Raw genomic sequence first — 25,323 nt, 5'->3', positions numbered from 1 at the left:
ATGAAAAAGATCGTTATTGCCGCTGCGTTAATTGTCAGTGGTCTGCTGGTGGGATGTAACCAGCTTACGCAGTACACCGTCAGTGAGCAGGAAATTAATCAGGCGCTGGAAAAACATAATAACTTTTCAAAAGATATCGGCGTGCCCGGCCTTGCGGATGCGCATATCGTCCTGACGAATCTCGCCAGCCAGATTGGGCGCGAGGAGCCTAACAAAGTCACCCTTTCCGGCGATGCCAGCCTCGATATGACCTCGCTCTTCGGCAATCAGAAAGCGGATATCAAGCTGAAGCTCAAGGCGCTGCCGGTCTTTAATAAAGAGAAAGGGGCCATTTTCCTGCAAGAGATGGAAATCGTCGATGCAGTTGTGACGCCGGAAAAAATGAAACCGGTGCTGCAAACGCTGATGCCGTATCTCAACCAGTCGTTGCAGAACTACTTTAACCAACAGCCTGCCTATGTTCTGAGCGAAGACAAGAGCAAAGGCGAATCTCTGGCGAAAAAATATGCCAAAGGGATAGAGGTGAAACCGGGTGAAATCATCATCCCTTTCACCGACTAAACACTCCGGGCGCTCAGGCGCCCGTTTTTTTTAACGGAATAGTGTGCAAACGAAAACGTTTCCGCTTATGATTTGTGTCCGGCAAAAACAGCCCTCTTATGACTGATCTCTTTCAAGCCGGAGCTTCCATGACTGTACAATCCCAGGTTCTCAAAATCCGCCGCCCAGACGACTGGCATATCCATCTTCGTGATGGCGACATGCTGAAAACCGTCGTGCCGTATACCAGCGAAATTTATGGCCGTGCGATTGTTATGCCTAACCTGGTTCCGCCAGTCACTACCGTCGAGGCCGCGATTGCCTATCGCCAGCGTATCCTTGACGCCGTTCCGGCCGGACACGATTTTACCCCATTGATGACCTGCTACCTGACGGACTCGCTGGATCCGAATGAAGTTGAGCGCGGGTTTAACGAAGGTGTATTCAACGCCGCGAAGCTCTACCCGGCGAATGCCACCACCAACTCCAGCCATGGGGTGACCAGTATTGATGCCATCATGCCTGTTCTGGAGCGTATGCAAAAACTGGGCATGCCGCTGCTGGTGCACGGGGAAGTGACCCACGCTGACATTGATATTTTCGATCGCGAAGCACGTTTTATCGAAACGGTCATGGAGCCGCTGCGCCAGCGTCTTCCTGGGCTGAAAGTGGTGTTTGAACACATTACGACTAAAGATGCCGCAGAGTATGTCCGGGATGGAAACGAGCTGATTGCCGCCACCATCACCCCGCAGCACCTGATGTTTAACCGTAACCACATGCTGGTGGGCGGCGTTCGCCCACATCTGTATTGTCTGCCGATCCTCAAGCGCAACATCCACCAGCAGGCGCTACGTGAGCTGGTCGCCAGCGGCTTCCCGCGCGCGTTCCTCGGCACGGATTCCGCCCCGCATGCCCGTCACCGTAAAGAGGCGAGCTGCGGCTGTGCAGGCTGTTTTAACGCCCCGACCGCCCTGGCAAGTTACGCAACCGTGTTTGAAGAGATGAATGCGTTAGACCATTTCGAAGCCTTCTGCTCCCTTAACGGCCCGCGTTTCTACGGTCTGCCGGTTAATGACACGTTCATTGAGCTGGAGCGCAAAGAAAGCCAGGTTGAAGCGTCGATTGCGCTCACCGACGATACGCTGATCCCCTTCCTGGCCGGTGAAACCGTAAACTGGACGGTAAAACGCTAAAAAAATCGCGCCCCCTGTTGTCAAACCGACAATATAACTGTATAAATAAACAGTATATTACACAGGGGGCATTTATGCGTATCGAAGTCACCATAGCCAAATCCACCGTCCTGCCTGCTGGCGCACTCGACGCTCTGGCGGGTGAACTATCCCGACGTATTAACAGCACTTTTCCTGAAAACGATGGTGCCGTAACGGTACGTTATGCGACAGCAAACCATCTTTCCGTCATCGGCGGCGCGAAAGAAGACAAAGAACGCATCAGCGAAATTTTGCAGGAAACATGGGAAAGCGCCGACGACTGGTTCATCACTGATTAAAATTTGCTCCCTCATTGTGTTTTTTTGCCGGGTCGCCCCGGCTTTTTTTCGTTTCGTCTCCTGAAAGTTCAAAATATTTCAGCATCTTCTTAGAAAATCGTGAACAAGATGGCGTTTTATTGTTCGAACAATCCTAAAAAGCATAAAAATGTGTTGCTACCCGTTTATTTTTTCCTTCTGAACCCTTATTAATTGATATACTGAAATTGCTTTCAGAAAAACATGCATTGAACCTCAAAGTCGTTGTCTTCTAACACGCATTAAGGGGGTTATAATGGAAAAGAATAGTGAAGTCATCCAGACCCATCCGCTTGTTGGCTGGGATATCAGCACCGTAGACAGCTACGATGCGCTGATGCTGCGTTTGCACTACCAGACCCCAAATCAGCAAAACCGTGATGAAGCGGAAGTTGGACAGACGCTGTGGCTTACAACAGACGTCGCCCGTCAGTTTATCTCTATTTTAGAAGCAGGCATCGCAAAAATAGAATCTGGCGACTATCAGGAAAATGAGTATAAACGGCATTGACCTTATGCCCCTTTTCACTCAACAGGCACCCTCGCGGTGCCTTATTTATTTCGCTCTTGTATAAGCCCACTTAGTTAATTACTCTGCTAACAAAGCGTTAGTAAAGAGAAGCCTATGAAATACGATTTAATCATTATCGGAAGCGGCTCCGTAGGATCTGCCGCCGGTTATTACGCCACGCAGGCGGGTCTGAAAGTGCTGATGATTGACGCCCACCTTCCCCCCCACTCTGAAGGAAGCCATCACGGCGATACCCGTCTGATCCGTCACGCTTACGGTGAAGGTGAACGTTATGTACCGCTGGTGCTTCGGGCTCAGACGCTGTGGGATGAGCTGACCGCCCTCACCGAAGATCGCATTTTTGAGCGCACCGGGGTCGTTAACCTGGGGCCAGCCAGCTCCACGTTTCTGGCGACCGTCGAGGAGAGCGCGAAAGCCTACCGCCTGGACGTCGAGCGTCTGGATGCAAACGGCATCATGGCGCGCTGGCCGGAAATTTCTGTCCCTGACGACTACATTGGGTTGTTTGAAGCCAACTCTGGCGTGCTGCACAGCGAAACGGCCATTAAGACCTGGATTGATCTCGCCGCCAAAGCGGGCTGCGCGCAGTTGTTCAACTGTCCGGTCACGGGCATCACCCACCATGCAGAGGGTTCAACCGTCACCACCTCTGAAGGTGAATATACCGCCACGCGTCTGCTGGTGAGTGCGGGAACGTGGGTGACGAAACTGCTGCCGGACCTGCCCATCCAGCCGGTGCGAAAAGTCTTCTCCTGGTTCCAGTCTGACGGGCGTTACAGCAGCCAGAACAAATTCCCGGCGTTTACAGGCGAGTTACCCAATGGCGACCAGTTCTACGGTTTTCCCTCGGAAAAAGACGCGCTCAAGATTGGCAAACATAACGGCGGGCAGGTAATTTCCTCTGCGGAAGAACGCAAGCCTTACGGTGCTTATCCGCAGGATGGTTCCGAAGCCTTCACATTCCTGCGTAATATCCTGCCGGGCGTAGGCGGGTTGCTTTACGGCGCAGCGTGCACCTACGACAACACCCCGGATGAAGATTTTATCATCGACACCCTGCCGGGACACGATAACACCCTGCTCGTAACCGGGCTCAGCGGTCACGGGTTTAAATTTGCCTCTGTGTTAGGTGAAATCGCCGCCCAGTTTGCGCAGGGGATCGCGCCTTCGTTTGATCTCAAGCCCTTCGCGCTCTCGCGCTTTAACCGATAATACCTCTACAGGCTCCGAATAACCGGGGCCTGTTTAGCGAGAGGGGCATGATGCGCAGACTGGTGAATTACCTTATCAATAACATCCGCGAGCATTTCATGCTCTACATTGTTCTTTGGTCGCTGCTGGCGATCATTGACGTTATCTATATTGTATTCTTCTGAAAATTCTCGCTGACGTTTATTGACACTCCTTTAAATTTATTTAACTTATATTTTTTAAAAAACGTCACCTCAAATTTATTGAACGAAGCGATTGAAATACATTGCGGAAACACATTCAAATTCGCTGAAATAAATTAAATAAAAAACATTATTCATTTTTTTCAGTTGCATTATTTATTTAACCCGTCCATTTTTATTGCTCAGTCATTTGAGAACGGAAATTCATATGCAATGGCGTAACTCCTCCCGTCGCTACGGAATAATATCCATGTGTTTACACTGGCTATTTGCACTTGCCGTCTATGCCATGTTTGGTCTCGGCCTGTGGATGGTGACATTAAGCTATTATGACGGTTGGTATCATCAGGCCCCCGAATTGCACAAAAGCATTGGGGTTCTGCTGATGATGGGTCTGGTTTTTCGCGTGATCTGGCGACATATCTCTCCGCCCCCTCCAGCACCCAAAAGCCATGGCCGACTTACCCGCATAAGCGCTGTTGGCGCACATATCGCACTCTATGCCCTGCTGTTTGCCATTCTGATCAGCGGCTATCTTATTTCGACCGCAGACGGTAAACCGATCAGCGTGTTTGGGCTTTTTGACGTCCCAGCCACGCTGGCTGACGCCGGTTCACAGGCTGACACCGCAGGTGTGGTTCATCTGTGGCTGGCATGGAGCGTGGTGATCCTGTCTGTCCTGCATGGCCTTGCGGCCCTGAAACATCACTTTATTGATAAAGACGATACGCTGAAGCGCATGCTTGGCCGTTCGTCAGTTGACTCTGGAGCATAAAATGAAAAAACGCCTGTTGGGTATCGCATTAGGTTCGCTGCTATTTACCACCGGTTCGGCCATTGCCGCTGACTATAAAATTGATAAGGAGGGCCAGCATGCCTTTGTCAATTTCCGTATTCAGCATCTGGGTTACAGCTGGTTATATGGCACATTCAATGATTTCGATGGCACATTTACTTTCGACGAGAAAAACCCTGCTGCCGATAAAGTGAACGTCACCATTAATACCAACAGCGTCGACACTAATCACGCCGAGCGTGATAAACATCTGCGCAGCGCTGAATTTCTGAACGTGGGCAAATTCCCGCAAGCTACTTTCGCGTCGACAGAGGTGAAGAAAGACGGTGATAAGCTCGCTATTACCGGTAATCTGACGCTGAACGGCGTAACAAAACCGGTCACACTGGATGCCAAATTAATTGGACAGGGCGACGATCCGTGGGGTGGCAAACGTGCTGGCTTTGAAGCCGCAGGCAAAATTCATCTGAAAGATTTTAATATCACCACGGATTTAGGCCCGGCATCGCAGGATGTTGAGTTGATTATTTCGGTGGAAGGCGTTCAGCAGAAGTCATAAAACAGGCCCGGCAGGCTTTCGCGCCGCCGGGCAGTGTTTTACTCCGGGTCCGGAATACCAAGTTTGGTATTCAGTCGGCCCCGGGATTTATTAAAGATCTTATTCCCGTTCTCGCGTCCGGCACGGCGACGACGTTGCTCTTCTTCAGGCAAGATACTCTCTTCACTGCACAGCTCGCTACAGCAGCCATTAAACTTCTCGGCACATGCAGGGCACTGAATAAACAGCAGATGACATCCGTCGTTTTTGCAGTTGGTATGCGTATCGCACGGCGTACCGCACTGGTGGCAGTGCGCGATCACGTCCTCTGAAATTCGCTCGCCCATACGCTCGTCAAACACAAAGTTCTTACCGATAAAACGCACCGGTAAACCCTGCTCACGGGCGCGACGGGCATACTCAATGATCCCACCCTCAATGTGCCAGACTTTATTAAACCCGTTGTGCTTCATCCAGGCGCTGGCTTTTTCACAGCGGATCCCCCCGGTGCAGTACATAACGATCTTTTTGTCTTTATGCTCCTGCATCATCTCAACGGCTTTTGGCAGTTGCTCGCGGAAGGTGTCGGCAGGAATTTCCATCGCATTCTCGAAGTGACCCACTTCATATTCGTAGTGGTTACGCATATCAATGAACACCGCATCCGGATCGTCGAGCATCGCGTTCACTTCAGCGGCCTTCAGGTACTCCCCCACATTAGCGGCATTGAAGCTCGGATCGTCAATGCCATCCGCCACAATACGCTCGCGCACCTTCATGCGCAGCACCCAGAATGATTTACCGTCATCATCCAGCGCAATGTTCAGGCGTAAGCCGTTAAGCGCCGGATCAAACCCGTAAAGGAGGTCGCGGAAGGCGCTGACCTTGCTTTCCGGCACGCTGATCTGCGCGTTAATCCCCTCACGCGCCAGATAGACGCGACCAAACACGTTCAGGGCGGTGAAAGCCTGGTAAAGCGCATCGCGGGTCGCCTGGGGATCATCGATGGTGAAATACTTATAGAAAGAGATCGTTGTGCGCGGTTCGGTTTCGGCCAACATACGCGCTTTCAACATCTCATTCGAAACGCGGTTGTGTAACACTGGCATGGTGTACAAGTCCTGCAATCGTTGAGAAATAAAAATCGGTCGGCATGATATAGCAAACAAAGACAATTTACATCCACACAATTTACGCTACATTTCAGTCAACCTGATTAATCAGACTTAACATTTGCATATTCTTTCATGTTTCGATGACAGACATTTTGGCTATGCCTTAAAAAATGAGACAATATCCTTTCAGGACGTTAGAACACAGGACAGACATGACCCAGTTACCGAAATTTACTGCCGCGCTTTTGCATCCCCGCTATTGGTTAACATGGTCAGGCATTGGCTTGTTGTGGCTAATTGTACAGCTGCCTTATCCCGTCATTTTCCGCATGGGTAAAGGACTGGGCCGCATTGCTCAGCAGTTTATGAAGCGTCGCGCCAGGATCGCGTATCGTAACCTTGAGCTTTGTTTTCCTCAGATGAGTGAATCTGAGCGCCACGACATGGTGGTTAAAAACTTCGAATCTGTCGGCATGGGGCTGATGGAGACCGGTATGGCCTGGTTCTGGTCGGATAAACGCATGGCGCGCTGGACGGAAGTGGCCGGGACCGGCATGGAGCCGGTGCATACTCTTCAGGCCAACCAGACTGGCGTCCTGCTGATTGGCGTTCATTTCCTGACGCTCGAAATTGGCGCGCGGATGTTCGGCATGCAGGCGCCGGGTATAGGCGTTTATCGTCCTAACGATAATCCGGTGATCGATTTGATCCAGACCAACGGACGCATGCGCTCCAATAAAAGCATGATCGATCGCAAAGACCTGAAAGGGATGATCCGCGCCCTGAAAGCAGGTGAAGTGGTCTGGTATGCCCCGGATCATGACTATGGCCCGCAATCCAGCGTGTTTGTCCCGTTCTTTGCGGTGGAAGATGCAGCGACGACCACCGGGACCTGGATGCTGGCGCGGATGTCCAAAGCGGCTATCGTGCCGTTTGTGCCGCGCCGTAAACCAGACGGTTCAGGCTATCAGCTCATCATGCTGGAGCCGGAACTCGCGCCACCGCTGATTGATGCAGAAACCACCGCCCGCTGGATGAACGGCGTTGTCGAGAAATGCATTATGCTCGCGCCGGAGCAGTACATGTGGCTGCATCGCCGCTTTAAAACCCGGCCTCAGGGCGTCCCTTCCCGGTATTAACCTGCGTGCGGCCTTCCGGGCCGCATGTTGTTTTAGCTTTAAAAGCTCCCCGTCATTGCGGCAATCATACCCCGGGCGCATAATTAGCAGGCTTATTACCTCACTGTTCACGGTGCCCTGCACCTCATTATGCGGATAGTTATGTCCCCCACAGATGCTCCCATAAACTGGAAACGTAACCTGACGGTTGCGTGGCTGGGTTGTTTTCTTACTGGCGCCGCCTTTAGCCTGGTGATGCCCTTCCTGCCCCTCTACGTTGAACAGCTCGGCGTCACCGGACATAGCGCCCTGAATATGTGGTCCGGCCTGGTGTTCAGCATTACGTTCCTGTTCTCCGCCATTGCGTCGCCTTTCTGGGGTGGGCTGGCGGATCGCAAAGGCCGCAAAATTATGCTGCTGCGCTCCGCGCTCGGCATGGCGATCATTATGCTGCTGATGGGGGTGGCGCAGAATGTCTGGCAGTTCCTGATACTACGCGCGCTTCTGGGCCTGCTCGGGGGATTTATCCCTAACGCCAACGCCCTGATCGCCACCCAAATCCCGCGCCAGAAAAGCGGCTGGGCGTTGGGCACGCTATCCACTGGCGGCGTAAGCGGCGCACTGCTGGGCCCACTGGCGGGCGGGCTGCTGGCCGACCACTACGGACTGCGGCCGGTATTCTTCATTACCGCCAGCGTGCTGTTCCTCTGCTTCCTGGTGACGCTTATCTGTATCCGCGAGAATTTCACGCCCGTGGCCAAAAAAGAGATGCTGCACGCCCGGGATGTGCTGGCCTCGCTGAAAAACCCAAAGCTGGTGCTGAGCCTGTTTGTAACCACCATGATTATCCAGGTGGCCACCGGTTCAATCGCGCCTATACTGACGCTCTACGTACGCGACCTGGCGGGAAACGTCAGCAATATCGCCTTTATCAGCGGCCTAATCGCCTCTGTTCCCGGCGTGGCGGCGCTACTGAGCGCGCCGAGGCTCGGCAAGCTGGGAGACCGTATCGGCCCGGAAAAGATCCTGATCTGCGCCCTGATCGTCTCCGTCCTGCTGCTGATCCCCATGGCGTTGGTGCAGTCTCCGTGGCAGCTCGGCGTCCTGCGCTTCCTGCTGGGGGCTGCGGATGGTGCGCTACTCCCGGCTGTACAGACGCTGCTGGTCTATAACTCCACCAACCAGATAGCCGGTCGTATTTTCAGTTATAACCAGTCGTTTCGCGATCTGGGTAACGTCACCGGACCGCTGGTCGGCGCGGGGATTTCGGCCAGCTTCGGTTTCCGGGCGGTCTTTATCGTGACGGCAGGCGTCGTGCTGTTCAACGCCGTTTATTCGTGGCTCAGCTTATCCCGGGCGCTACGCCCGGCGCGAATAAGACAACATCGTGACGGCTAATTTTCGCATTCATACTTGCAAAATCACATAATCAGCTATTCTTTCCCTGAATAACTTCACGAAAAACAGGGAGACACCAATGACCATGTACGCCACGCTGGAAGCAGCGTAAAGTAAAATACATAGATGTTTTATGTCATTACATTTACGGTCATAAGTACGTACTTTAGCCTTCGGCTGTATCAGTCCGTCCTTTCAAAATCCCCGGGTTCGTTTTAAACACGCTTCACCTATAACCTTATACTTCATACGTCATTGAAAGCTCCCTATAAGGGGTGTATATTCTCACAAGCTGTTCATCCAAACAGTACGCAAAGATAAGGAAATGTAATGGCAGATAATTCAGAATCTTTTGCAACAATAGAACAAATTACCTCACGCCCTAATTTTTCTTCTGATTTAGAAATTACTGTTAAAAGTTTTCGTTCTCTTGTAGGACGCTATCATCTTAGTGAGAGTGTGAAGTGCCAGGTAAAAACCGAGCATGGGAACTGTGGTCAAAAACATCAGCATGGATATCTTGGTGTTGATGATACTGGACATGAAGGTTTAATTGGAGGCATTTGTGGGGATAAGTACTTTGGTGAGCACACGCAATATATACAGGAAAGAAATCGTATTGATGCTGAGCTTGACAGGCGTGAGAGCATAGAGAAACTAATATCTTATAAAGATAATTTTTTAGCCTTATCTTCTACGTACGCTAATTTATTGAAAGAAACTCACAACATAAAAAATAAAATCAATTATTTATATAAAGGCTTTCCTGACATAGTACTTACTTATCTTTATCAAGCCCAAAGAACGCAAAATTGGGATTTATATATTGATGTGTTGCGTCATACTCGTGGTGAAAAGGGAATGACGAGTAATTGGTATATTGAAAAACTCTGTACTTTTCCACCCTTGCCGTCTCAACAAGAAATTAAAAGTTTGTTAGGGAAAATTGAGAGCTTGCAATCTATTTTCAACGAGGCCTGTTCAAAAAAACTAGATGAACTTGGAACGCCAAAATTGAAAAGTTACGTGAAAAGCATTTCCGAATTCTCAGAATTAGAGACTTCTTTTAACAAACATCACAAAAACACTGAAGACTTCATTAGAAAAGAAAACATCTTTAATCTATATTATGCCTGTGCAAATACTAAGGACAAATATAGTACTATCAAAACAATTTTATACCTTATGAAGAATTCAAATCCAACTGAAGCATCAGTTAGAAAAAAATGTGATGAGATTGAAGCTGCAACAAGAAAAAGATTTGATAATTGTGAAATCCGATACAACAAAAAAGTAATGAAGTTTAAGAAGAATAGCTTAGGTTAAGCATAAAAGCCCCTGATAGGGCTTTTTATTGTCACCTCTAAACCTCCTCCCTAGGAGGTGGTTTAGAGGTGACAATAAAAAAGGGCTATTTAGCCCCTTTTATTTTTTAGCGTTTTAAGCATTGTAATTACACGCTCAATTTTAATATCAAGCATATGTACACTATCTTCTAATTTTTTTAATGTCTTCTTCATTTGATCTTGTTCCTGCTCAAGCGAAGTTAGAGACTGATCCATCAAAGCAACTTTCGTTTCAACGGTAGAAATACGTGCATCTAATTCGTCTGAGTCAGATGTAAAATCCCTATAAACAGTCCAGCACAATACTAAATAAAATGAGGTATTAGCGATTGGCCTGAAACTTTCTTAGTACTAAGCGTGTGACCAAGAACAGTATGGTAGCGTAGATAAGTACCATCAGGATTAAGGCGATGAACCTTACCGGATCTGCATCAGCTTCATATGAACCACTCAGGCCAGAACCGAAAGTACTATAGGCGGTATCCATAACCCATTGAGTTAGTCCATTGAGAGGCTTACCGAAACTTGATAGCCACCATGCAAAGACAATACAGATACTGTATATGGCCGCATTCTTAACGAATCCTGCACTTCGCATAGTCGCTCCCCCCTTGTACATCAACATAACCATATGCCATCAATCCAGTCCTTGATCCTGGTACTTTAACCTTTTTAGTACGGAGCAACTGACTACGTACAGTATAGAAATCGGGTCGATTGACGAATGTAATACACCCCTCTGAGAAACCAGAACCATCTGGCCTGAGTGGATGTAACCGGAAGCTACCACGAGATACACCGTTAATCATTATACTATCTGTCATGGTTTGAGCACTGAAGAGTGCAAACCATTCGGAGTGGTCATTACCTGTGATTGTATCAACGCCCCAGGCCCGGATCTTATTCAATGTAGAGCCAGTTGGCCTATCAACTAACCAGTACCGTCCAGTAGGTATTGCACTGTTTGGTAAGTACGCACAGTTTGGATCATTGGTATATGGGTTTTGCCCACTAAAAACCGAGAAAGTTCCTATTCCATAGACGTGTAATTTGGCGTAGCCATTATTATCAATATCGTCGTATGTCATCCTCATTATTTGCATTTTCTTTTCCCGGCTCTTTGCATATAACGATTCTAACATATGCTATCTAAACAAACAGCCTCCTAAATGTAGTGAGTCTAAAAATCAACTTAAATTATCTTATTTCATAAGAATGCTATGTTATTCAATCGTATTTGTTTAGCTATCTTTATTATCGATATATTATGCATTTTTTGAAAACTTTGAAATAAGATTTCTTGAGTTAGGAATGTCATACTCTTTCCCTTCAACATCTAATACGGTAATGTTTTCTAACTCATAAGCATTGCCATCATCATCTGTGATTACTAAATCCCTGAATTCGATTTGAAACATTTCCCTTTGCTTTTCTTTAAGTATAAAACCATTTTTTTCAAAAATATGTCTGGTATTATTCCCTTCATAATGGCATAGAATCCCTTCTAATACAGCATCACGCCTACCAACATTAAGAACGGTCACTTCAATTTTATAAGCCTTTTCGTAAACCGGTTCGTATACAACTCGCCCTGTAATTTTCAATCTTGATCTATCATGCCATGCCGTTCGACCTGAAAAAAATAAGGAAGTACATGCTATGATAAATGAAAGTACAGAAAAACAAATAGTTAACACATCTTTGTATTTAGCTGCTACTGTTAATATGCTCATTTTTTCTCAACTATTATTTTTAATCTTTCGACACTTAAGACTTCACTTCCCCTATGTATCATTGCATGACAGTTTGGACAAAGGGGAACCATATCTTCAATCGGATGTACTACATAGCTCTCACCTACTGTATGCAGTGGTTTGATATGATGAACGTGTATAAATCCTTTACCGTGTTCGCCATAGACTTTCTCAAAGTCAAACCCACAACACTTGCAAGAAGTACCGTGATGGTCAATACACGCCTGCCGTGCTTTTGGATCACGTTCGTAGGAGTTTACTGTAACTTGCTTTTTTGCACCTTCAGCGAAGTTTTCAGGTGAGGTAATTTCATCAGGAAACAGATTAGGTAAGAAGTCTGCATACCAGACAGTACCTTCTTTTCGAAGGTAACGCTTTTCAAGTTTAGGGGTAAAACGTTTGATAACAGCTACATCTCTATCCTCATCGTTTCGCCCCTGCTCCATATCAAACGTGAAAAGATCATAACCTTCAGCTATCAACTGGATGTGTTCAATAGCTTGAATGTATCCCAGATTTTTTCTTGTCCTACCATCAACTACTTTGGTTTTCCACCGCTCCCTTAGTATAACTGATCTTTCTTGCTCTTTCTGAACATCCCAAGCACCAAAGATCACCATTTTCTTGTCGTGATTAACAAATGACCAACTCCAATTCCAGTTACTACAAGTAGCACCATGCGACTGGATAAATTGTTTTCTGTTCATGTTATCCCTCTCTTAAGTACCTCTTTGTACACAAAAATTGCACACTTGATCCAGTACTTTATGTAGTTATCAAATGGCATCATAGTAAGGGGAAATGACCGGAGCGAGAGGTGTGAAATTGGCGGGGCATTTCGTACTTACCAATTCATTTTAGGTACTTCACTTGCTGTACTAACACCTATCGAGCAAAGCGAGAAGAAACGTCTTCCGCCTTTTCGAGTACAGCGAGAAAAAAGGAACGTTTCTAACCAATACTACGAGGAGTTCACGACGAGTAGGTAACGCTGTACCTTAGCATCTTTGAATTACACTTTTCATCTTTAGTACGTTGTCTATAGCAACGTAACCCCCCATTAGACATACTCTGAACGATCATAGGACTACCGCACTCATAGCATTTAGTTAGGCCGTTAAATAAATTCCGTTTGACCTGCTCCCCGTTGATTAGTACACCCCGATGTTAGTAATGTCTTCATAAGCCACATGAGGACATCCCCATGAAGAAGCGTTTTTCCGACGAACAGATCATCAGTATTCTCCGCGAAGCCGAAGCTGGGGTACCCGCCCGTGAACTCTGCCGCAAGCATGCCATTTCCGATGCCACGTTTTACACCTGGCGTAAGAAGTATGGCGGTATGGAGGTGCCTGAAGTTAAGCGCCTGAAGTCGCTTGAGGAAGAGAACGCCAGACTCAAGAAGCTGCTTGCCGAAGCCATGCTGGATAAAGAGGCGCTTCAGGTGGCTCTTGGGCGAAAGTACTGACGACAGACCAGAAGCGGGAAGCCGTGATGTTGATGTGTGATGCGACCGGTCTGTCGCAACGTCGTGCCTGCAGGCTTACAGGTTTATCCCTGTCGACCTGCCGCTATGAGGCTCACCGTCCGGCTGCTGATGCGCATTTATCAGGGCGCATCACTGAGCTGGCACTGGAGCGCAGGCGTTTTGGCTACCGTCGTATTTGGCAGTTGCTGCGCCGTGAAGGGCTTCATGTTAATCATAAGCGCGTGTACCGGCTTTATCACCTCAGTGGCCTGGGCGTAAAACGCAGAAGACGTCGTAAAGGGCTGGCAACAGAACGTCTGCCGCTGCTCCGTCCGGCGGCGCCCAATCTGACCTGGTCGATGGATTTCGTCATGGACGCACTTTCCACCGGTCGCAGGATCAAGTGTCTTACCTGCGTCGATGATTTCACAAAGGAATGCCTGACGGTCACTGTTGCCTTTGGGATTTCAGGCGTTCAGGTCACGCGTATTCTGGACAGCATTGCACTGTTTCGAGGCTATCCGGCGACGATAAGAACTGACCAGGGGCCGGAGTTCACTTGCCGTGCACTGGATCAATGGGCCTTTGAGCATGGTGTTGAGTTGCGCTTAATCCAGCCGGGCAAGCCAACGCAGAACGGATTTATTGAGAGCTTTAACGGACGATTTCGCGATGAATGTTTGAATGAGCACTGGTTCAGCGATATCGTTCATGCCAGGAAAATTATTAATGACTGGCGGCAGGATTATAACGAATGCCGCCCGCACTCCACGCTGAATTATCAGACACCGTCTGAATTTGCAGCGGGCTGGAGAAAGGGTCATTCTGAGAATGAAGATTCCGACGTTACTAACTGAGTGTTGTATCTAATCGTGGGGGCAGGTCACAGATAACTTGTGATCGAGCTTATAGCTGTAGATTTGCCCCGTTTCAACTTCAACAATATCAATGTTACGTTTGATCAGAAAAGTAAACTCATCGATTGCATCATAGCCCTGCTTCCTGGAAAACCTGTCAACACTCTCGATCAGCAAACAACCTTCAGTAATTTCTCCTGATCTTACACGTTCCTTGAACCGCCCCAATGAGCCCTTCGTGAAGTTGTGTCCGGCGTAGCCTGACAAGCCTTTATCACTTTCCAGTACTTCATGATTGCTTGGATCAAGCTGATACCCTAATTCAGCGGGTAATTTAGCGTTTTCGAGGAAGTCTAATACTGTACTAATCTGGCGCTCTAAGCCAAAAGCATCAACCTGCTGCAAACTCGATACCCTACTATAGATGTAGGCTTTGACAGTTCGCATTCATGCACCTATACATTTGATAAACATAATCATTGAGGAACTCATTATGTCCGATAAAGAATATGTATTCTATAGTACGCTGGAAGAAGCAATTGATGCCGCTCGCGAAGAGTTCCTCGCCGATAATCCCGGCGTTGAGGAAGAAGATGCTGACGTGCAACAACTTAATATCCAAAAATACGTTCTACAGGACGGCGATATTATGTGGCAGGCCGAATTCTTTGCTGATGAAGGTGAAGATGGTGAATGTCTGCCGATACTGAGTGGTGAAGGTGCACAGGCGGTATTCGACGGCGACTATGACGAAATTGAGTTACGTCAGGAGTGGCTGGAAGAAAATACGCTGCACGAATGGGACGAAGGTGAGTTTCAGCTCGAACCGCCGCTGGATACCGAAGAGGGTCAGGCCGCAGCGGACGAATGGGACGAGCGATAAGTCACCGCTACTCGTAGGGGCCGTGGCTGGCATCGATGGGCAGCAGTAGCGTGTCGAAAATCAGCGAAAACGGCAGATCGAGCACGGTGAGATAGCGCCATGCGGAATCACGGACATCCCACTGTACGCCGGGGTAGTACTGATTCCCGTGGCCCTGCCCGGGGATGGTGCGGCTGATAATGCTGCCGCAACCGCTGAGCAGGCATGCCATCATGACGACAATGATTACTTTCATTTCTGACCTCTAAAAAAATACCGGCGATTAAGCCGGTATTTTATTTGGCGGGTGGCGCTTCGCTTACCCGCCCTACTTAACAACTTACTTCGCCTTAAGGGCCAGCGGATTGAGCTTCACGTCCTTGTAGTAGTTCACCCACGAAGAGTATCTCTCCGGAGAGGACCACACGCGGTAGTGAAGCCGTGCCATCGTCACCGGATCGCTCAACAACACCAGACGACGGTCGCGGTTAAGCTTTTCTGGCGTCTCGTTCAGCGCCTGCTCAACGTGGCGATCGCGGGCGATCTCCAGCACCTGGCTGGCGCGGTGACGCGCCGTCGCCATCGCGGTTGCCAGCGCGTTGAATGACGGGTTAAACACGGCATGCATAAAGCCATCATCCAGCGTGCGTTTGCGGTTCTGCTCCAGATAGGTATCGGTATCCACCAGCACCTGCGGCGGAGAATACTCTTCCGGGATCAGGAACAGCTTCCAGCGTTTGGTACGCAGGCCCACCGTGGAACGGCTGGAGATCACCGACACAAACGGCGACAGGATCAGCGAGAAGACGATTGGCGCCAGCCAGAACAGGAAACGCAGATCCAGCCAGGCCATACCAACGGCCCACACCAGGCCCAGCAGCAGCTGAGAGCCGTGGCGCATAAAGGCTTCACTCCACGGCGTAGAGTCATCGTCACGCTGCGGTGAATTCCACACCACTTCCCATCCCAGGAACGCGCTCACCACAAACACCGTATGGAACAGCATACGCACCGGGGCCAGCAGGACCGAGAACAGCACTTCCAGCAGCAGTGAAAGGGTCACGCGGCAGAAACCACCGTACTCCTTCGAACCTTTGCACCAGATCAGAATGATACTGAGCAGCTTAGGCAGGAACAGCAGCACCATGGTCGACGCGAACAGCGCGATCGCAAGCTCCGGACGCCACTGCGGCCACACCGGGAACAGTTGGCGCGGTTGCAGGAAATACTGCGGCTCCGTCAGGGCATGCACAACCTGCAACGCGGTTGAGAGCGCCAGGAACATAAACCACAGCGGCGCAGACAGATAGGACATAACGCCCGTCAGGAACACAGCACGGTGAACAGGGTGCATCCCTTTCACCAGGAACAGGCGGAAGTTCATCAGGTTACCGTGACACCAGCGGCGGTCGCGTTTGAGCTCATCCAGCAGGTTCGGCGGCAGCTCTTCATACGAGCCAGGCAGATCGTAGGCAATCCAGACGCCCCACCCTGCGCGACGCATCAGCGCAGCTTCCACAAAGTCATGCGACAGAATGGACCCGGCAAACGACCCTTCACCCGGCAGCGGCGCCAGGGCGCAGTGCTCGATGAATGGCTTCACGCGGATAATGGCGTTGTGGCCCCAGTAGTGGGATTCACCCAACTGCCAGAAGTGCAGACCGGCAGTAAACAGCGGCCCGTAGACGCGGGTCGCAAACTGCTGGCAGCGCGCATACAGCGTGTCCATACCGGACGCTTTTGGCGAGGACTGAATAATTCCCGCGTTCGGGTTGGCTTCCATCAGACGGACCAGCCCGCTCAGGCAGTCGCCGCTCATCACGGAGTCTGCATCCAGTACCACCATGTAGCTGTACTGGTTACCCCAGCGACGACAGAAGTCATCGATGTTTCCGCTCTTACGCTTAACACGACGACGACGACGACGGTAGAAGATCTGCCCTTCGCCCTGCACCTCGGCAATCAGCTCCATCCAGGCTTTTTGCTCCGCCACGCAGATATCCGGATTGTAGCTGTCGCTCAGGATATAGACGTCGAAATGCGCCGCGTTACCGGTCGCCTTCACGGACTCCCAGGTAGCACGCAGCCCGGCGAATACGCGGTCAACGTCTTCGTTACAGATAGGCATGATCAGCGCGGTACGGTGCTCAGGATTGAGGGGCTCATCCCCGACCGTCGACGCGGAAATGCTGTATTTGTCACGCCCCATCAGCAGTTGCAGGAAGCCCATCAGCGCCGTCCAGAACCCGGCGGAGACCCAACAGAACAGCACCGCGAACAGCAGAAGAATGCCGCTCTGTAAAATATACGGCAGCAGCTGCATGAAGGAGACCCAGATATCCTGGCCAATCATGTCAGCAGGGTTAATCAACGCCCAGCCCTGGTACGGCAGAATGGTTTTCATGTACCAGGTGGCGACAACCGTCTGCGCCAGCGTCAGCAGCAGCAGAATGTAACGACGAATCGTTCCCACGGTACGCCATTTCTGCTCGGATGCCTGCTGTTCTTTGGTCAGACGTGACAGATAGCGCGGCGTCACGTCACGCCCACGCAGGCGATCCCAGAAGCGGCCCACCGGGTTGGTGCGCCACGGATCGGGGAACATGGAGGAACGCGTGGCCTTCGGCATCGCCTGTAGCTGGTCACGCCCTTCGTCATCCTTGATTAGCTGCCCTTCTGCCAGCGAGTCCGGCCATGCCTGCTCCAGACGTGCCTTCACTGACCCCAGCGGCGTATCATCATCACGGGAAAAGTGACGATGTTCACCATCCAGCGCGGTGTGAACCGCGCGGATGTCGCTCGCAGGGAGTGCCGCTTTTTCAATGTCCGTCAGCGGCATGGCATCAATATATTCAGATGTATTATTCATTGGCAGGTAGCTGATAGCTCCAGGTTTCACTCAGCGGCTTATCGTTACTGACCAGCGCGGCGCGCATTTCAGTGGTCTGTTTCGGATCTTTCACCTTCACGCGCAGGGTCAAACGCCACCCTTTGGTGACCGGGTTGTAACGCACGGCGTTCTCAACGATTTCACCGTTATCGCCAATGCTGGCCTGTGCCGTCACGGCAGTATCCGGGGCCAGTTTTTTCATATCCTGCCCGGTGAAGTCCACGATAAATGCCAGCGTGCCATCCGGCTGACGAATCAGGTTGGACTGCTTCACGTCACCCGTCGAACGACGCGTCTGCATCACGTACGCGTTATCGGGTGCGTGCAGTTTGTCTTCGTCACGGCTGAAGGTGATCGCATACTTGAAGTTCATCTCTTTACCGGCTTCCGGCAGCTGATCCGGTGTCCAGTACGCCACAATGTTATCGTTGGTTTCATCGTTAGTTGGAATTTCAACCAGCTCAACCTTGCCTTTACCCCAGTCGCCTTTCGGCGTAACCCAGGCGCTTGGACGCAGATCGTAGCGGTCATCCAGATCTTCAAAGCGGGAGAACTGACGGCCACGTTGCAGCAGACCAAAGCCCTGCGGGTTTTCCATCGCAAAGCTGCTGACGGCGAGGTGTTTCGGGTTGTTCAGCGGACGCCAGATCCACTCGCCGTTACCCGCATGAATGGAGAGGCCGTTGGAATCATGCAGTTCAGGACGGAAATTGGTCGCCGGAGAGGGCTGGTTCGGCCCAAACAGGAACATGCTGGTCAGCGGCGCGACGCCCAGTTTGCCCACTTTATCGCGCAGGTAAACTTTAGACTGTACGTCAACCACCGTGTCACGCCCTGGCATGATCACGAAGCGATAAGCGCCTGTCGCACGAGGGGAGTCCAGCAGCGCATAAATTGTCAGACGTTTGTCGGTTGGTTTTGGACGTTCGATCCAGAACTCGCGAAAACGTGGAAATTCTTCACCTGATGGCAGCGCGGTATCAATTGCCAGACCGCGCGCAGAAAGCCCGTACACCTGCCCCGCGCCAATCACGCGGAAGTAGCTGGCGCCAAGCATGCTGACGATTTCGTCGTTTTTATCTTTGCTGTTAATCGGATAAAGCACCTTGAAGCCTGCGAAGCCGAGGTCTTTTACCGTGTCTTTATCGTGTTGCACATCGCCAAAATTGAAATAATCCGGGCTGTACTTGATTTTGCGTACCGCGGTCGCCGTCACTTCGTTGATGGCAACCGGCGTGTCGAAGTACATACCCTGGTGGTAAAATTCAAGCTTGAACGGGGTTTTAATATTGTTCCAGTACGCTTTATCGTGATTGAACTGGATCTGCTGATAGTCCGCGTATTTCATGTCGCGGAAAACGGAGGGCAGGTTACTTTTTGGCGCTTCGTAGCTCTTGGCCGCCATCGATTTAGCCTGTTTTGCGACATCATCGATGTTAAAGGCCAGTGCAGATGAGGTATACAGTGACAACAGCACTGCTACACCCAACCAACGCATTTTCATCATTTGTGGTTTATGTTTCATAATAAGTAAGCACTTCCCCCTTTGTGTGCTTATATCGATCCGATCCATTTTAATGGAAACTCAGGCAATCCGACAACATTATCACTGCTTTGTTCAGCTCGCTGGCTCATGGATTAAGCAAATGAAAGAACCCGCTTTTCACTTTGCGTGCTTATCCTGGAGACAGGGTGTCGGTCTTGGTGTAGGGTTGGCTCCGAATGTAACCATTATGAGCCTTAGGGATAAGGCGAAAAGTCTGAGAATGCGCAAAGTTATATGAGCACAACCCCTGTACAACGTGAATATTTCCTCGACTCGATCCGCGCATGGCTCATGCTATTGGGGATCCCTTTTCATATTTCACTGATCTATTCCAGCCACACCTGGCACGTGAACAGCCAGATGCCCTCCTGGTGGCTGACGCTGTTTAATGATTTTATCCATGCCTTCCGCATGCAGGTGTTTTTTGTCATTTCCGGTTATTTCTCTTACATGCTCTTCTTGCGCTATCCCCTCAAACGATGGTGGAAAGTGCGCGTGGAGCGCGTGGGCATACCGATGTTGACGGCCATTCCGCTGCTGACGCTGCCGCAGTTCATCATGTTGCAGCATGTTAAAGGCAAGGCGGAAAACTGGCCGAATCTCTCCTTCTATGAGAAATACAACACCCTGGTCTGGGAGCTGATTTCCCACCTCTGGTTCCTGCTGGTACTGGTGGTGCTAACCACGGTGAGTTTGTTGATCTTCAGCCAGCTGCGCCAGCGCGCGAGCACCGCATCCTCGACCTTCTTCGCCAACATCACCCTGGGCAAGCTGTCTCTGCTGTTTCTTGCGCTGGGGGTCGCGTATGCCGCCGTCAGGCGTACCCTGCTCATTGTCTACCCTCCCATTCTGAGCGATGGGCTGTTTAATTTCGTGGTGATGCAGACCCTGTTTTACATTCCCTTCTTCCTGATTGGGGCGCTGGCATTTATTCATCCCCGGCTTAAAGCGCTGTTTACCACCCCCTCCCCCTGGTGTGCGGTGGGTGCTGCGCTGGCCTTTGCCGCCTATCTTCTCAATCAGCGCTATGGCAGCGGGGACGCATGGATGTATGAGACAGAGAGCGTGATAACGATGCTGATGGGCCTGTGGATGGTTAACGTGGTGTTCGCCCTTGGCCATCGTCTGCTGAATTTTAAATCCAGTCGCGTCACCTATTTCGTTAATGCTTCGCTGTTTATCTACCTGGTTCACCATCCGCTGACGCTGTTTTTCGGGGCGTACATTACACCGCATATCGCCTCGAATGCGCTGGGCTTCTTCACCGGCCTGGTCTTTGTGGTTGGCATTGCCATCGTGTTGTATGAAATCCATCTGCGGATCCCGCTTTTGCGTTTCCTGTTCTCAGGCAAACCTCAGGTTAAAGCGGGATAACAAAACGGCGCCTCCAGGGCGCCGTTTTTGCACTTCAGACATCAAAATGCCTGGCTGCGCGCGGTCAAAATCCGCTGATACAGGTCGGCGGTGTGCTCATCGAAACAGACAAAAATGACTTTTTCCGGCATGGGTTTGAGGGAAAGGTAGTGATAAACGGTATTCACGGCGATTGTAGCTGCCGCTTCCTTTGGATAACCGTATACCCCGGTGCTAATGGCGGGGAACGCCATGGTCTTATACCCGTTATCCGCCGCAAGCCGAAGGCAGTTCCGATACGCCTGCTCCAGAATCTCAGCCTCATGGCGGTCGCCACCGTGCCAGACGGGTCCAACGGTATGGATCACCGCTTTGGCCGGGAGATCGCCTGCAAGCGTAATAACAGAATGCCCCGGCGGGCATTCTCCCTGCTGCTGACGCACGGTTTTGCATGCTTTAAGGAGTTGAGGGCCTGCGGCCCGGTGAATGGCACCGTCCACCCCGCCCCCACCCATCAGGGAGGAATTGGCTGCGTTGACGATCACGTCAACGTGTACCGTCGTGATATCGCCATGAATAACGTCGATTTGCGGTCTCATAAACACCCTCTGCAACCCGCCTTTTTCATCAGTGTATCGCAGAGGGAGAAGGAGAAAAACTGCCGTGAAAAAAACGTCGGTTAGCGGTAATCCACCTGAACGACCGCAAGCGTTTTCTGTTCATTCAGGTATTTCATACTGACAGCGGCCAGAGCTGAATGAGGATGATGGCCCCGGAGCGCCTCGTCATAACTGATGGTATGCGTTTTCATACGGTTATTTTCCGGGCAGGAGATCGCAAACTGCTGATGCCGGGGCGTGACTTCGCACGGGTCAGCGACCACCGCGCCACGAAAATGAATCACCCCACCATTTTCTATAGTTGCTGAATAAGCCGGAGATAAAAAAGAGGACAGGATCAGTCCCAGACCAGAAATAATACACGCTGCGGATTTGAACATTATTTGTACTCCTCAATGAAATTCGTCCTTGAGGGGTAAAAACGCTCCGTTATGACGTATCAATTTAAGCAACCCGATGACTGGGTTCTTGATATCAGCATAGCTTACCTGTGCAGCGCCGCCACTTTATTAAATCATTGATTTCATGAATTATTAAAGCGTACTTGCCGGTGCGTTCCACTGCTGTGATAAATGAAGCGATTTTCCATCGGAAACGGTGACGATTATTTTTACCGCATCCCCTGAACGAATATTTAAACTGATTCGCGTTAAATCAATCGGCTGATTAGCGGGTATAAAAAGAGTATTTTTCTGCCGCGATGTACTTTGTCCCGCTTGCCCCTGTCGGACAGATAACACCTCAACCTGACATTCGCAGGCGTCTGCCAGCGTGACCTGAGGAATAATGGTTGTCATATTTGCCTGCTGTGAGGTGCTGAACGTTATCTGGCTGGCAAGCGCGGCAAGGAGAATGAAGGTGCTCATGAGATCCTCCCGAAAAAAAACAGGGCACATGCCCTGTTTTTTGGTACAGAAATGAATCAGTACTGATGTGCGGTCGCGTTGTTGCCAAAGCCAACCTGGTGCACAGTCACCGTTGAGCCGGACGCTGTCTGGTCTACCGCCGCGCCGTTGCCGCCGCCGAACTGTTTCACGTTGATAACAGAGTCTTTGCTATTCCACTGGTCGATGGTGGCGCTGTTACCAAAGCCTTTTTGCAGCAGATCGATAGAACTGTCATCAGAGCCCTGACCAACATCTGCGCCGTTACCGCCACCGTGCTGGGTAATGGTCAATTCAGAATCTCGGGCGTCCGTCTGCAAAGCAAGCGCGGAGTTACCGCCGCCGTACTGGTAAATGCTCAGGGTTGAGTCAGGGCCGTTATTGCCGCCACCCCAGCCACCTCCGTGGCCGCCGCCAAATTGTGGTACCGCACCTGCGAAAGCACTGCCAGAAACTACGATTGCTGCAATAACTGCCACTTTGAAAAGTTTCATGGTAAACCCCCATCGGATTGATTAAGGCGTCACACATCGCTAGCGTTGAATAACGCGAATAGCCATTTGCGACTGTCTCTGTACTACAACTGCTGTTTTCTGCGTACCATACTGCGTTATATTCGCCCTGTTACCCGAGCCTTTCTGGATAATCATGGCGGTGTTGCCAAAAGCGCCCTGCTTAATACTCGCATCGTTGCCGTTACCGGTCTGATCGATATAAGCAAGGTTATACGTCCCTGACTGATCAACATGCGCGCGGTTATTCCCGCCCTCCTGGGAAATAATGGACAGCAATTTAGAACCGCCCTGGCGTACATCAGCATTATTACCTGCGCCCTGTTGACCAATAATGGCTGCCTGATTGTATGAAGCTTTACTTAATTCATTTATCGCAAAATTATATTCAGAACTGGCTAAATCTGAATCACCTGCGATTACAAACCCAGGCGCACCCAGTAATGTAAACATCATAAACAACATTTTGTTTTTCATGCTGTCACCCTGGACCTGGCTATAAAATAGGTATGTCTTTACCCGTTAACGCGATTCGTTTTGTTAACGCCGCGTTACGGAAAAGAGTATGTCTGCCGAAACATATTTAATATCTCACCCGTGTGCCTTATTTTTATATGCTCATTCACCTCAAAGTCGTAAATCTCGCCTGAAACGACGCGACACACCACTAATGCAGAAATAAATTCTTGTCTGAGCGTCTGGACAACAGCGAGACAGGCTGTCCAACCTGTACCGGCTTCTACAGACAAACATGGCAATGTCTTTTGCCAGGTGCGTGACACGAAGCAAGTTTTCTTAAGAAAAATTTCCAGCTTAGAGAAGTCTTAACTTTTTAGCTGAGTTCATACTTTTTACCGGCTGGCTTACAATAATTAAAAGCTCAATAATTCAATTCTTTATAATATATTGTATGACTTTCAAAATCTGTGCACGTTTATACACCTGTACAACTTTCCCCTTATCTTAAAATCTATTCACCCTGCAAAATACACAACTTAATATCGAATTTTACATTCTGTTACATGATTAACACTTGCTTTAAAGTTTGCAATAGCTAGATTGAAAACAGCAGTACGTTATTTGTTTTTAATTTTACCGCCTCCTTTGGAGGAAGGTTTTTTAACTACACACAGCAGTGCCACACCTGTCAGTACTTCTGGTGCCTTTTTCAATAATACGAGGGCAGCTGCCGGGTGTCATAAATAACGTGGGGTTTCATCATGTTTAATGAAGTCCATAGCTTACCCGGTCATACATTATTGTTGATCACAAAACCTTCCCTACAAGCGACAGCGTTATTGCAGCATTTAAAACAATGCCTCTCGCTTAACGGGAAACTGCATAATATTCAACGTTCTTTTGATGATATCGCTCCTGGCAGCATCATTCTTCTCGATATGATGGAAGCGGATAAAAAACTGGTCCATTACTGGCAGGATAATTTAAGCAGGAAAAACAATAATATCCGCGTATTGTTATTAAATACGCCTGATGAGTATCCTTTCCGCGATATTGAGAGCTGGCCGCATATTAACGGCGTGTTTTACATCACTGAAGAAGAAAACCGTGTCGTGGAGGGTTTGCAGGGCATATTGCGGGGGGAGTGTTATTTCTCGCAAAAACTGGCCAGCTACCTCATTACCCACTCCGGAAATTATCGCTATAACAGTTCAGAATCTGCACTTCTGACGCACCGTGAGAAAGAGATCCTCAATAAACTGCGTATTGGTGCTTCAAATATTGAAATCGCCCGTTCGTTATTTATCAGCGAAAATACGGTTAAGACGCATCTTTATAATCTTTTCAAAAAGATAGCTGTTAAAAATCGCACGCAGGCGGTGTCGTGGGCCAACGATAACCTCAGGCGTTAATAGCATGAAACGCACCCTAAGTTGGATTGCCGCCGCAGGCATTATGCTTGCTGCCGGAAACCTTCAGGCTGTTGAGGTGGAAGTTCCCGGACTGTTGACCGACCACACCGTCACCTCTGTCGGACACGATTTTTATCGTGCCTTCAGCGATAAGTGGGAAAGCGATTATCCGGGTAACTTAACCATCAACGAACGGCCCAGTGCGCGGTGGGGAAGCTGGATCACAATAACCGCTAATCAGGACGTTATTTACCAGACTTTTTTATTCCCAACGAAAAGAGACTTCGATCAGAACGTCGCTTTCGCGCTGGCACAAACAGAAGAAGCTATTAACCGCCTACAGTTAGACAAAGCCCTTTTGAGCACAGGCGATTTAGCAAAAGATGAGTTCTAGC

General features: G+C 49.8%; 30 protein-coding genes. 16 read left to right on the top strand and 14 right to left on the bottom strand.

The window, feature by feature from the left end:
- From ACQG1Y_RS08670 to ACQG1Y_RS08635, 8 genes are all read left to right on the top strand, one after another.
- The gene (locus ACQG1Y_RS08670) at positions 1-561 is read left to right on the top strand and encodes a lipoprotein (protein ID WP_017384739.1); all 561 of its coding nucleotides are present in this window, start codon (positions 1-3) and stop codon (positions 559-561) included.
- A 128-nt stretch (positions 562-689) separates the two neighbouring features.
- Positions 690-1,736, top strand: coding sequence for a dihydroorotase (gene pyrC / locus ACQG1Y_RS08665; RefSeq protein ID WP_045347286.1), 1,047 nt, complete (start codon positions 690-692; stop codon positions 1,734-1,736).
- 74 nt (positions 1,737-1,810) lie between these two features.
- On the top strand, positions 1,811-2,056 hold the full coding sequence (dinI, locus tag ACQG1Y_RS08660; protein WP_003858011.1) for a DNA damage-inducible protein I: 246 nt from the start codon (positions 1,811-1,813) through the stop codon (positions 2,054-2,056).
- A gap of 274 nt (positions 2,057-2,330) precedes the next feature.
- Complete coding sequence (gene bssS / locus ACQG1Y_RS08655; protein WP_015570838.1) at positions 2,331-2,585, top strand: biofilm formation regulator BssS; 255 nt, start codon at positions 2,331-2,333, stop codon at positions 2,583-2,585.
- A 114-nt stretch (positions 2,586-2,699) separates the two neighbouring features.
- Positions 2,700-3,818: an N-methyl-L-tryptophan oxidase gene (gene solA, locus ACQG1Y_RS08650; RefSeq protein ID WP_017693647.1), complete on the top strand. Its 1,119-nt coding sequence runs from the start codon at positions 2,700-2,702 to the stop codon at positions 3,816-3,818.
- A 50-nt stretch (positions 3,819-3,868) separates the two neighbouring features.
- On the top strand, positions 3,869-3,982 hold the full coding sequence (locus ACQG1Y_RS08645) for a YceO family protein (RefSeq protein ID WP_003858014.1): 114 nt from the start codon (positions 3,869-3,871) through the stop codon (positions 3,980-3,982).
- A gap of 226 nt (positions 3,983-4,208) precedes the next feature.
- On the top strand, positions 4,209-4,775 hold the full coding sequence (locus ACQG1Y_RS08640; RefSeq protein WP_017384743.1) for a cytochrome b: 567 nt from the start codon (positions 4,209-4,211) through the stop codon (positions 4,773-4,775).
- Position 4,776: 1 nt separating this feature from the next.
- On the top strand, positions 4,777-5,355 hold the full coding sequence (locus ACQG1Y_RS08635) for a YceI family protein (protein ID WP_017384744.1): 579 nt from the start codon (positions 4,777-4,779) through the stop codon (positions 5,353-5,355).
- A gap of 38 nt (positions 5,356-5,393) precedes the next feature.
- Here the strand turns inward: ACQG1Y_RS08635 and ACQG1Y_RS08630 are convergent, their stop codons facing one another.
- Entirely contained in the window at positions 5,394-6,443 is a 1,050-nt protein-coding gene (locus tag ACQG1Y_RS08630) for a rhodanese-related sulfurtransferase (RefSeq protein WP_015570841.1), read from the bottom strand.
- 218 nt (positions 6,444-6,661) lie between these two features.
- On the opposite strand from ACQG1Y_RS08630, the gene ACQG1Y_RS08625 reads away from it, so the two are divergent.
- The 3 genes from ACQG1Y_RS08625 (at position 6,662) to ACQG1Y_RS08615 (ending at position 10,291) form a co-directional block, all read left to right on the top strand.
- A complete protein-coding gene (locus ACQG1Y_RS08625; RefSeq protein ID WP_032647968.1) occupies positions 6,662-7,588 on the top strand; it encodes a Kdo(2)-lipid IV(A) acyltransferase in 927 nt (308 codons plus the stop codon).
- A 141-nt stretch (positions 7,589-7,729) separates the two neighbouring features.
- Entirely contained in the window at positions 7,730-8,965 is a 1,236-nt protein-coding gene (gene mdtG, locus ACQG1Y_RS08620; protein WP_017384746.1) for a multidrug efflux MFS transporter MdtG, read from the top strand.
- A gap of 330 nt (positions 8,966-9,295) precedes the next feature.
- Complete coding sequence (locus ACQG1Y_RS08615) at positions 9,296-10,291, top strand: hypothetical protein (RefSeq protein WP_032104447.1); 996 nt, start codon at positions 9,296-9,298, stop codon at positions 10,289-10,291.
- Between the two features lie 595 nt (positions 10,292-10,886).
- Here the strand turns inward: ACQG1Y_RS08615 and ACQG1Y_RS08610 are convergent.
- The 4 genes from ACQG1Y_RS08610 to ACQG1Y_RS08595 form a co-directional block, all read right to left on the bottom strand.
- Positions 10,887-11,399, bottom strand: coding sequence for a DUF2778 domain-containing protein (locus tag ACQG1Y_RS08610; RefSeq protein WP_320684199.1), 513 nt, complete (start codon positions 11,397-11,399; stop codon positions 10,887-10,889).
- A gap of 177 nt (positions 11,400-11,576) precedes the next feature.
- Positions 11,577-12,044 (bottom strand): hypothetical protein, encoded by a 468-nt coding sequence (locus ACQG1Y_RS08605; protein ID WP_332944841.1) that lies wholly within the window; start codon positions 12,042-12,044, stop codon positions 11,577-11,579.
- On the bottom strand, positions 12,041-12,772 hold the full coding sequence (locus ACQG1Y_RS08600; protein WP_368740682.1) for an HNH endonuclease: 732 nt from the start codon (positions 12,770-12,772) through the stop codon (positions 12,041-12,043). The genes ACQG1Y_RS08605 and ACQG1Y_RS08600 overlap by 4 nt, the downstream gene beginning before the upstream one ends.
- 265 nt (positions 12,773-13,037) lie before the next feature.
- Entirely contained in the window at positions 13,038-13,217 is a 180-nt protein-coding gene (locus tag ACQG1Y_RS08595) for a zinc ribbon domain-containing protein (protein ID WP_426737148.1), read from the bottom strand.
- Between the two features lie 52 nt (positions 13,218-13,269).
- Between ACQG1Y_RS08595 and ACQG1Y_RS08590 the strand changes: the two genes are divergently transcribed.
- Positions 13,270-14,390, top strand: a protein-coding gene (locus tag ACQG1Y_RS08590; protein WP_087451024.1) for an IS3-like element ISSen4 family transposase whose coding sequence is annotated in 2 segments (ribosomal slippage) — positions 13,270-13,528 and positions 13,528-14,390 — 1,122 coding nt in all. Because the reading frame shifts where the segments join, the coding sequence is not laid out codon by codon here.
- A gap of 9 nt (positions 14,391-14,399) precedes the next feature.
- On the opposite strand, the gene ACQG1Y_RS08585 is transcribed toward ACQG1Y_RS08590, so the two are convergent.
- Entirely contained in the window at positions 14,400-14,837 is a 438-nt protein-coding gene (locus ACQG1Y_RS08585; protein WP_426736730.1) for a recombinase family protein, read from the bottom strand.
- 46 nt (positions 14,838-14,883) lie between these two features.
- On the opposite strand from ACQG1Y_RS08585, the gene ACQG1Y_RS08580 reads away from it, so the two are divergent.
- Positions 14,884-15,273: a MysB family protein gene (locus ACQG1Y_RS08580; RefSeq protein ID WP_047353567.1), complete on the top strand. Its 390-nt coding sequence runs from the start codon at positions 14,884-14,886 to the stop codon at positions 15,271-15,273.
- Positions 15,274-15,280: 7 nt separating this feature from the next.
- Here the strand turns inward: ACQG1Y_RS08580 and ACQG1Y_RS08575 are convergent, their stop codons facing one another.
- The 3 genes from ACQG1Y_RS08575 to mdoG all read right to left on the bottom strand — a co-directional run bounded on the left by ACQG1Y_RS08575 (position 15,281) and on the right by mdoG (position 19,667).
- Positions 15,281-15,508 (bottom strand): YceK/YidQ family lipoprotein, encoded by a 228-nt coding sequence (locus ACQG1Y_RS08575; protein WP_003858030.1) that lies wholly within the window; start codon positions 15,506-15,508, stop codon positions 15,281-15,283.
- Positions 15,509-15,592: 84 nt separating this feature from the next.
- Positions 15,593-18,121: a glucans biosynthesis glucosyltransferase MdoH gene (gene mdoH / locus ACQG1Y_RS08570; protein WP_003858032.1), complete on the bottom strand. Its 2,529-nt coding sequence runs from the start codon at positions 18,119-18,121 to the stop codon at positions 15,593-15,595.
- Positions 18,114-19,667, bottom strand: coding sequence for a glucans biosynthesis protein MdoG (gene mdoG, locus ACQG1Y_RS08565; protein ID WP_426736729.1), 1,554 nt, complete (start codon positions 19,665-19,667; stop codon positions 18,114-18,116). The genes mdoH and mdoG overlap by 8 nt, the downstream gene beginning before the upstream one ends.
- Before the next feature lie 255 nt (positions 19,668-19,922).
- On the opposite strand from mdoG, the gene mdoC reads away from it, so the two are divergent.
- Positions 19,923-21,062, top strand: coding sequence for a glucans biosynthesis protein MdoC (mdoC, locus tag ACQG1Y_RS08560; RefSeq protein ID WP_017384749.1), 1,140 nt, complete (start codon positions 19,923-19,925; stop codon positions 21,060-21,062).
- A 41-nt stretch (positions 21,063-21,103) separates the two neighbouring features.
- Here the strand turns inward: mdoC and ymdB are convergent, their stop codons facing one another.
- The 5 genes from ymdB to csgB all read right to left on the bottom strand — a co-directional run bounded on the left by ymdB (position 21,104) and on the right by csgB (position 23,534).
- Positions 21,104-21,640: an O-acetyl-ADP-ribose deacetylase gene (gene ymdB / locus ACQG1Y_RS08555; RefSeq protein WP_368740684.1), complete on the bottom strand. Its 537-nt coding sequence runs from the start codon at positions 21,638-21,640 to the stop codon at positions 21,104-21,106.
- 80 nt (positions 21,641-21,720) lie between these two features.
- Positions 21,721-22,041 carry a type 1 fimbrial protein gene (locus tag ACQG1Y_RS08550; protein ID WP_017384751.1) on the bottom strand — a complete coding sequence of 107 codons (321 nt, stop codon included), beginning with the start codon at positions 22,039-22,041 and terminating at the stop codon, positions 21,721-21,723.
- 153 nt (positions 22,042-22,194) lie between these two features.
- Positions 22,195-22,527 (bottom strand): curli assembly chaperone CsgC, encoded by a 333-nt coding sequence (gene csgC, locus ACQG1Y_RS08545; protein ID WP_023296298.1) that lies wholly within the window; start codon positions 22,525-22,527, stop codon positions 22,195-22,197.
- Between the two features lie 56 nt (positions 22,528-22,583).
- On the bottom strand, positions 22,584-23,039 hold the full coding sequence (csgA, locus tag ACQG1Y_RS08540) for a curli major subunit CsgA (protein WP_003858043.1): 456 nt from the start codon (positions 23,037-23,039) through the stop codon (positions 22,584-22,586).
- 39 nt (positions 23,040-23,078) lie between these two features.
- Positions 23,079-23,534, bottom strand: a complete 456-nt coding sequence (gene csgB / locus ACQG1Y_RS08535) for a curli minor subunit CsgB (RefSeq protein WP_032670145.1) — start codon at positions 23,532-23,534, stop codon at positions 23,079-23,081.
- 743 nt (positions 23,535-24,277) lie between these two features.
- On the opposite strand from csgB, the gene csgD reads away from it, so the two are divergent.
- The gene (csgD, locus tag ACQG1Y_RS08530; RefSeq protein WP_032670146.1) at positions 24,278-24,928 is read left to right on the top strand and encodes a biofilm master transcriptional regulator CsgD; all 651 of its coding nucleotides are present in this window, start codon (positions 24,278-24,280) and stop codon (positions 24,926-24,928) included.
- A gap of 4 nt (positions 24,929-24,932) precedes the next feature.
- Entirely contained in the window at positions 24,933-25,322 is a 390-nt protein-coding gene (gene csgE, locus ACQG1Y_RS08525; RefSeq protein ID WP_003858052.1) for a curli production assembly/transport protein CsgE, read from the top strand.
- Position 25,323: the final 1 nt, after the last annotated feature.

Source organism: Enterobacter cloacae complex sp. 397G4 (assembly GCF_050031515.1).
GTDB lineage: Bacteria > Pseudomonadota > Gammaproteobacteria > Enterobacterales > Enterobacteriaceae > Enterobacter > Enterobacter hormaechei_C.
This window is presented reverse-complemented; position numbering and strand designations above follow the sequence as displayed.

Coding starts and splice junctions, on each gene's coding strand:
- ACQG1Y_RS08670 (WP_017384739.1), top strand. CDS start 1: ATGAAAAAGATCGTTATTGCCGCTGCGTTAATTGTCAGTGGTCTGCTG.
- pyrC (WP_045347286.1), top strand. CDS start 690: ATGACTGTACAATCCCAGGTTCTCAAAATCCGCCGCCCAGACGACTGG.
- dinI (WP_003858011.1), top strand. CDS start 1,811: ATGCGTATCGAAGTCACCATAGCCAAATCCACCGTCCTGCCTGCTGGC.
- bssS (WP_015570838.1), top strand. CDS start 2,331: ATGGAAAAGAATAGTGAAGTCATCCAGACCCATCCGCTTGTTGGCTGG.
- solA (WP_017693647.1), top strand. CDS start 2,700: ATGAAATACGATTTAATCATTATCGGAAGCGGCTCCGTAGGATCTGCC.
- ACQG1Y_RS08645 (WP_003858014.1), top strand. CDS start 3,869: ATGCGCAGACTGGTGAATTACCTTATCAATAACATCCGCGAGCATTTC.
- ACQG1Y_RS08640 (WP_017384743.1), top strand. CDS start 4,209: ATGCAATGGCGTAACTCCTCCCGTCGCTACGGAATAATATCCATGTGT.
- ACQG1Y_RS08635 (WP_017384744.1), top strand. CDS start 4,777: ATGAAAAAACGCCTGTTGGGTATCGCATTAGGTTCGCTGCTATTTACC.
- ACQG1Y_RS08630 (WP_015570841.1), bottom strand. CDS start 6,443: ATGCCAGTGTTACACAACCGCGTTTCGAATGAGATGTTGAAAGCGCGT.
- ACQG1Y_RS08625 (WP_032647968.1), top strand. CDS start 6,662: ATGACCCAGTTACCGAAATTTACTGCCGCGCTTTTGCATCCCCGCTAT.
- mdtG (WP_017384746.1), top strand. CDS start 7,730: ATGTCCCCCACAGATGCTCCCATAAACTGGAAACGTAACCTGACGGTT.
- ACQG1Y_RS08615 (WP_032104447.1), top strand. CDS start 9,296: ATGGCAGATAATTCAGAATCTTTTGCAACAATAGAACAAATTACCTCA.
- ACQG1Y_RS08610 (WP_320684199.1), bottom strand. CDS start 11,399: ATGACATACGACGATATTGATAATAATGGCTACGCCAAATTACACGTC.
- ACQG1Y_RS08605 (WP_332944841.1), bottom strand. CDS start 12,044: ATGAGCATATTAACAGTAGCAGCTAAATACAAAGATGTGTTAACTATT.
- ACQG1Y_RS08600 (WP_368740682.1), bottom strand. CDS start 12,772: ATGAACAGAAAACAATTTATCCAGTCGCATGGTGCTACTTGTAGTAAC.
- ACQG1Y_RS08585 (WP_426736730.1), bottom strand. CDS start 14,837: ATGCGAACTGTCAAAGCCTACATCTATAGTAGGGTATCGAGTTTGCAG.
- ACQG1Y_RS08580 (WP_047353567.1), top strand. CDS start 14,884: ATGTCCGATAAAGAATATGTATTCTATAGTACGCTGGAAGAAGCAATT.
- ACQG1Y_RS08575 (WP_003858030.1), bottom strand. CDS start 15,508: ATGAAAGTAATCATTGTCGTCATGATGGCATGCCTGCTCAGCGGTTGC.
- mdoH (WP_003858032.1), bottom strand. CDS start 18,121: ATGAATAATACATCTGAATATATTGATGCCATGCCGCTGACGGACATT.
- mdoG (WP_426736729.1), bottom strand. CDS start 19,667: ATGAAACATAAACCACAAATGATGAAAATGCGTTGGTTGGGTGTAGCA.
- mdoC (WP_017384749.1), top strand. CDS start 19,923: ATGAGCACAACCCCTGTACAACGTGAATATTTCCTCGACTCGATCCGC.
- ymdB (WP_368740684.1), bottom strand. CDS start 21,640: ATGAGACCGCAAATCGACGTTATTCATGGCGATATCACGACGGTACAC.
- ACQG1Y_RS08550 (WP_017384751.1), bottom strand. CDS start 22,041: ATGTTCAAATCCGCAGCGTGTATTATTTCTGGTCTGGGACTGATCCTG.
- csgC (WP_023296298.1), bottom strand. CDS start 22,527: ATGAGCACCTTCATTCTCCTTGCCGCGCTTGCCAGCCAGATAACGTTC.
- csgA (WP_003858043.1), bottom strand. CDS start 23,039: ATGAAACTTTTCAAAGTGGCAGTTATTGCAGCAATCGTAGTTTCTGGC.
- csgB (WP_032670145.1), bottom strand. CDS start 23,534: ATGAAAAACAAAATGTTGTTTATGATGTTTACATTACTGGGTGCGCCT.
- csgD (WP_032670146.1), top strand. CDS start 24,278: ATGTTTAATGAAGTCCATAGCTTACCCGGTCATACATTATTGTTGATC.
- csgE (WP_003858052.1), top strand. CDS start 24,933: ATGAAACGCACCCTAAGTTGGATTGCCGCCGCAGGCATTATGCTTGCT.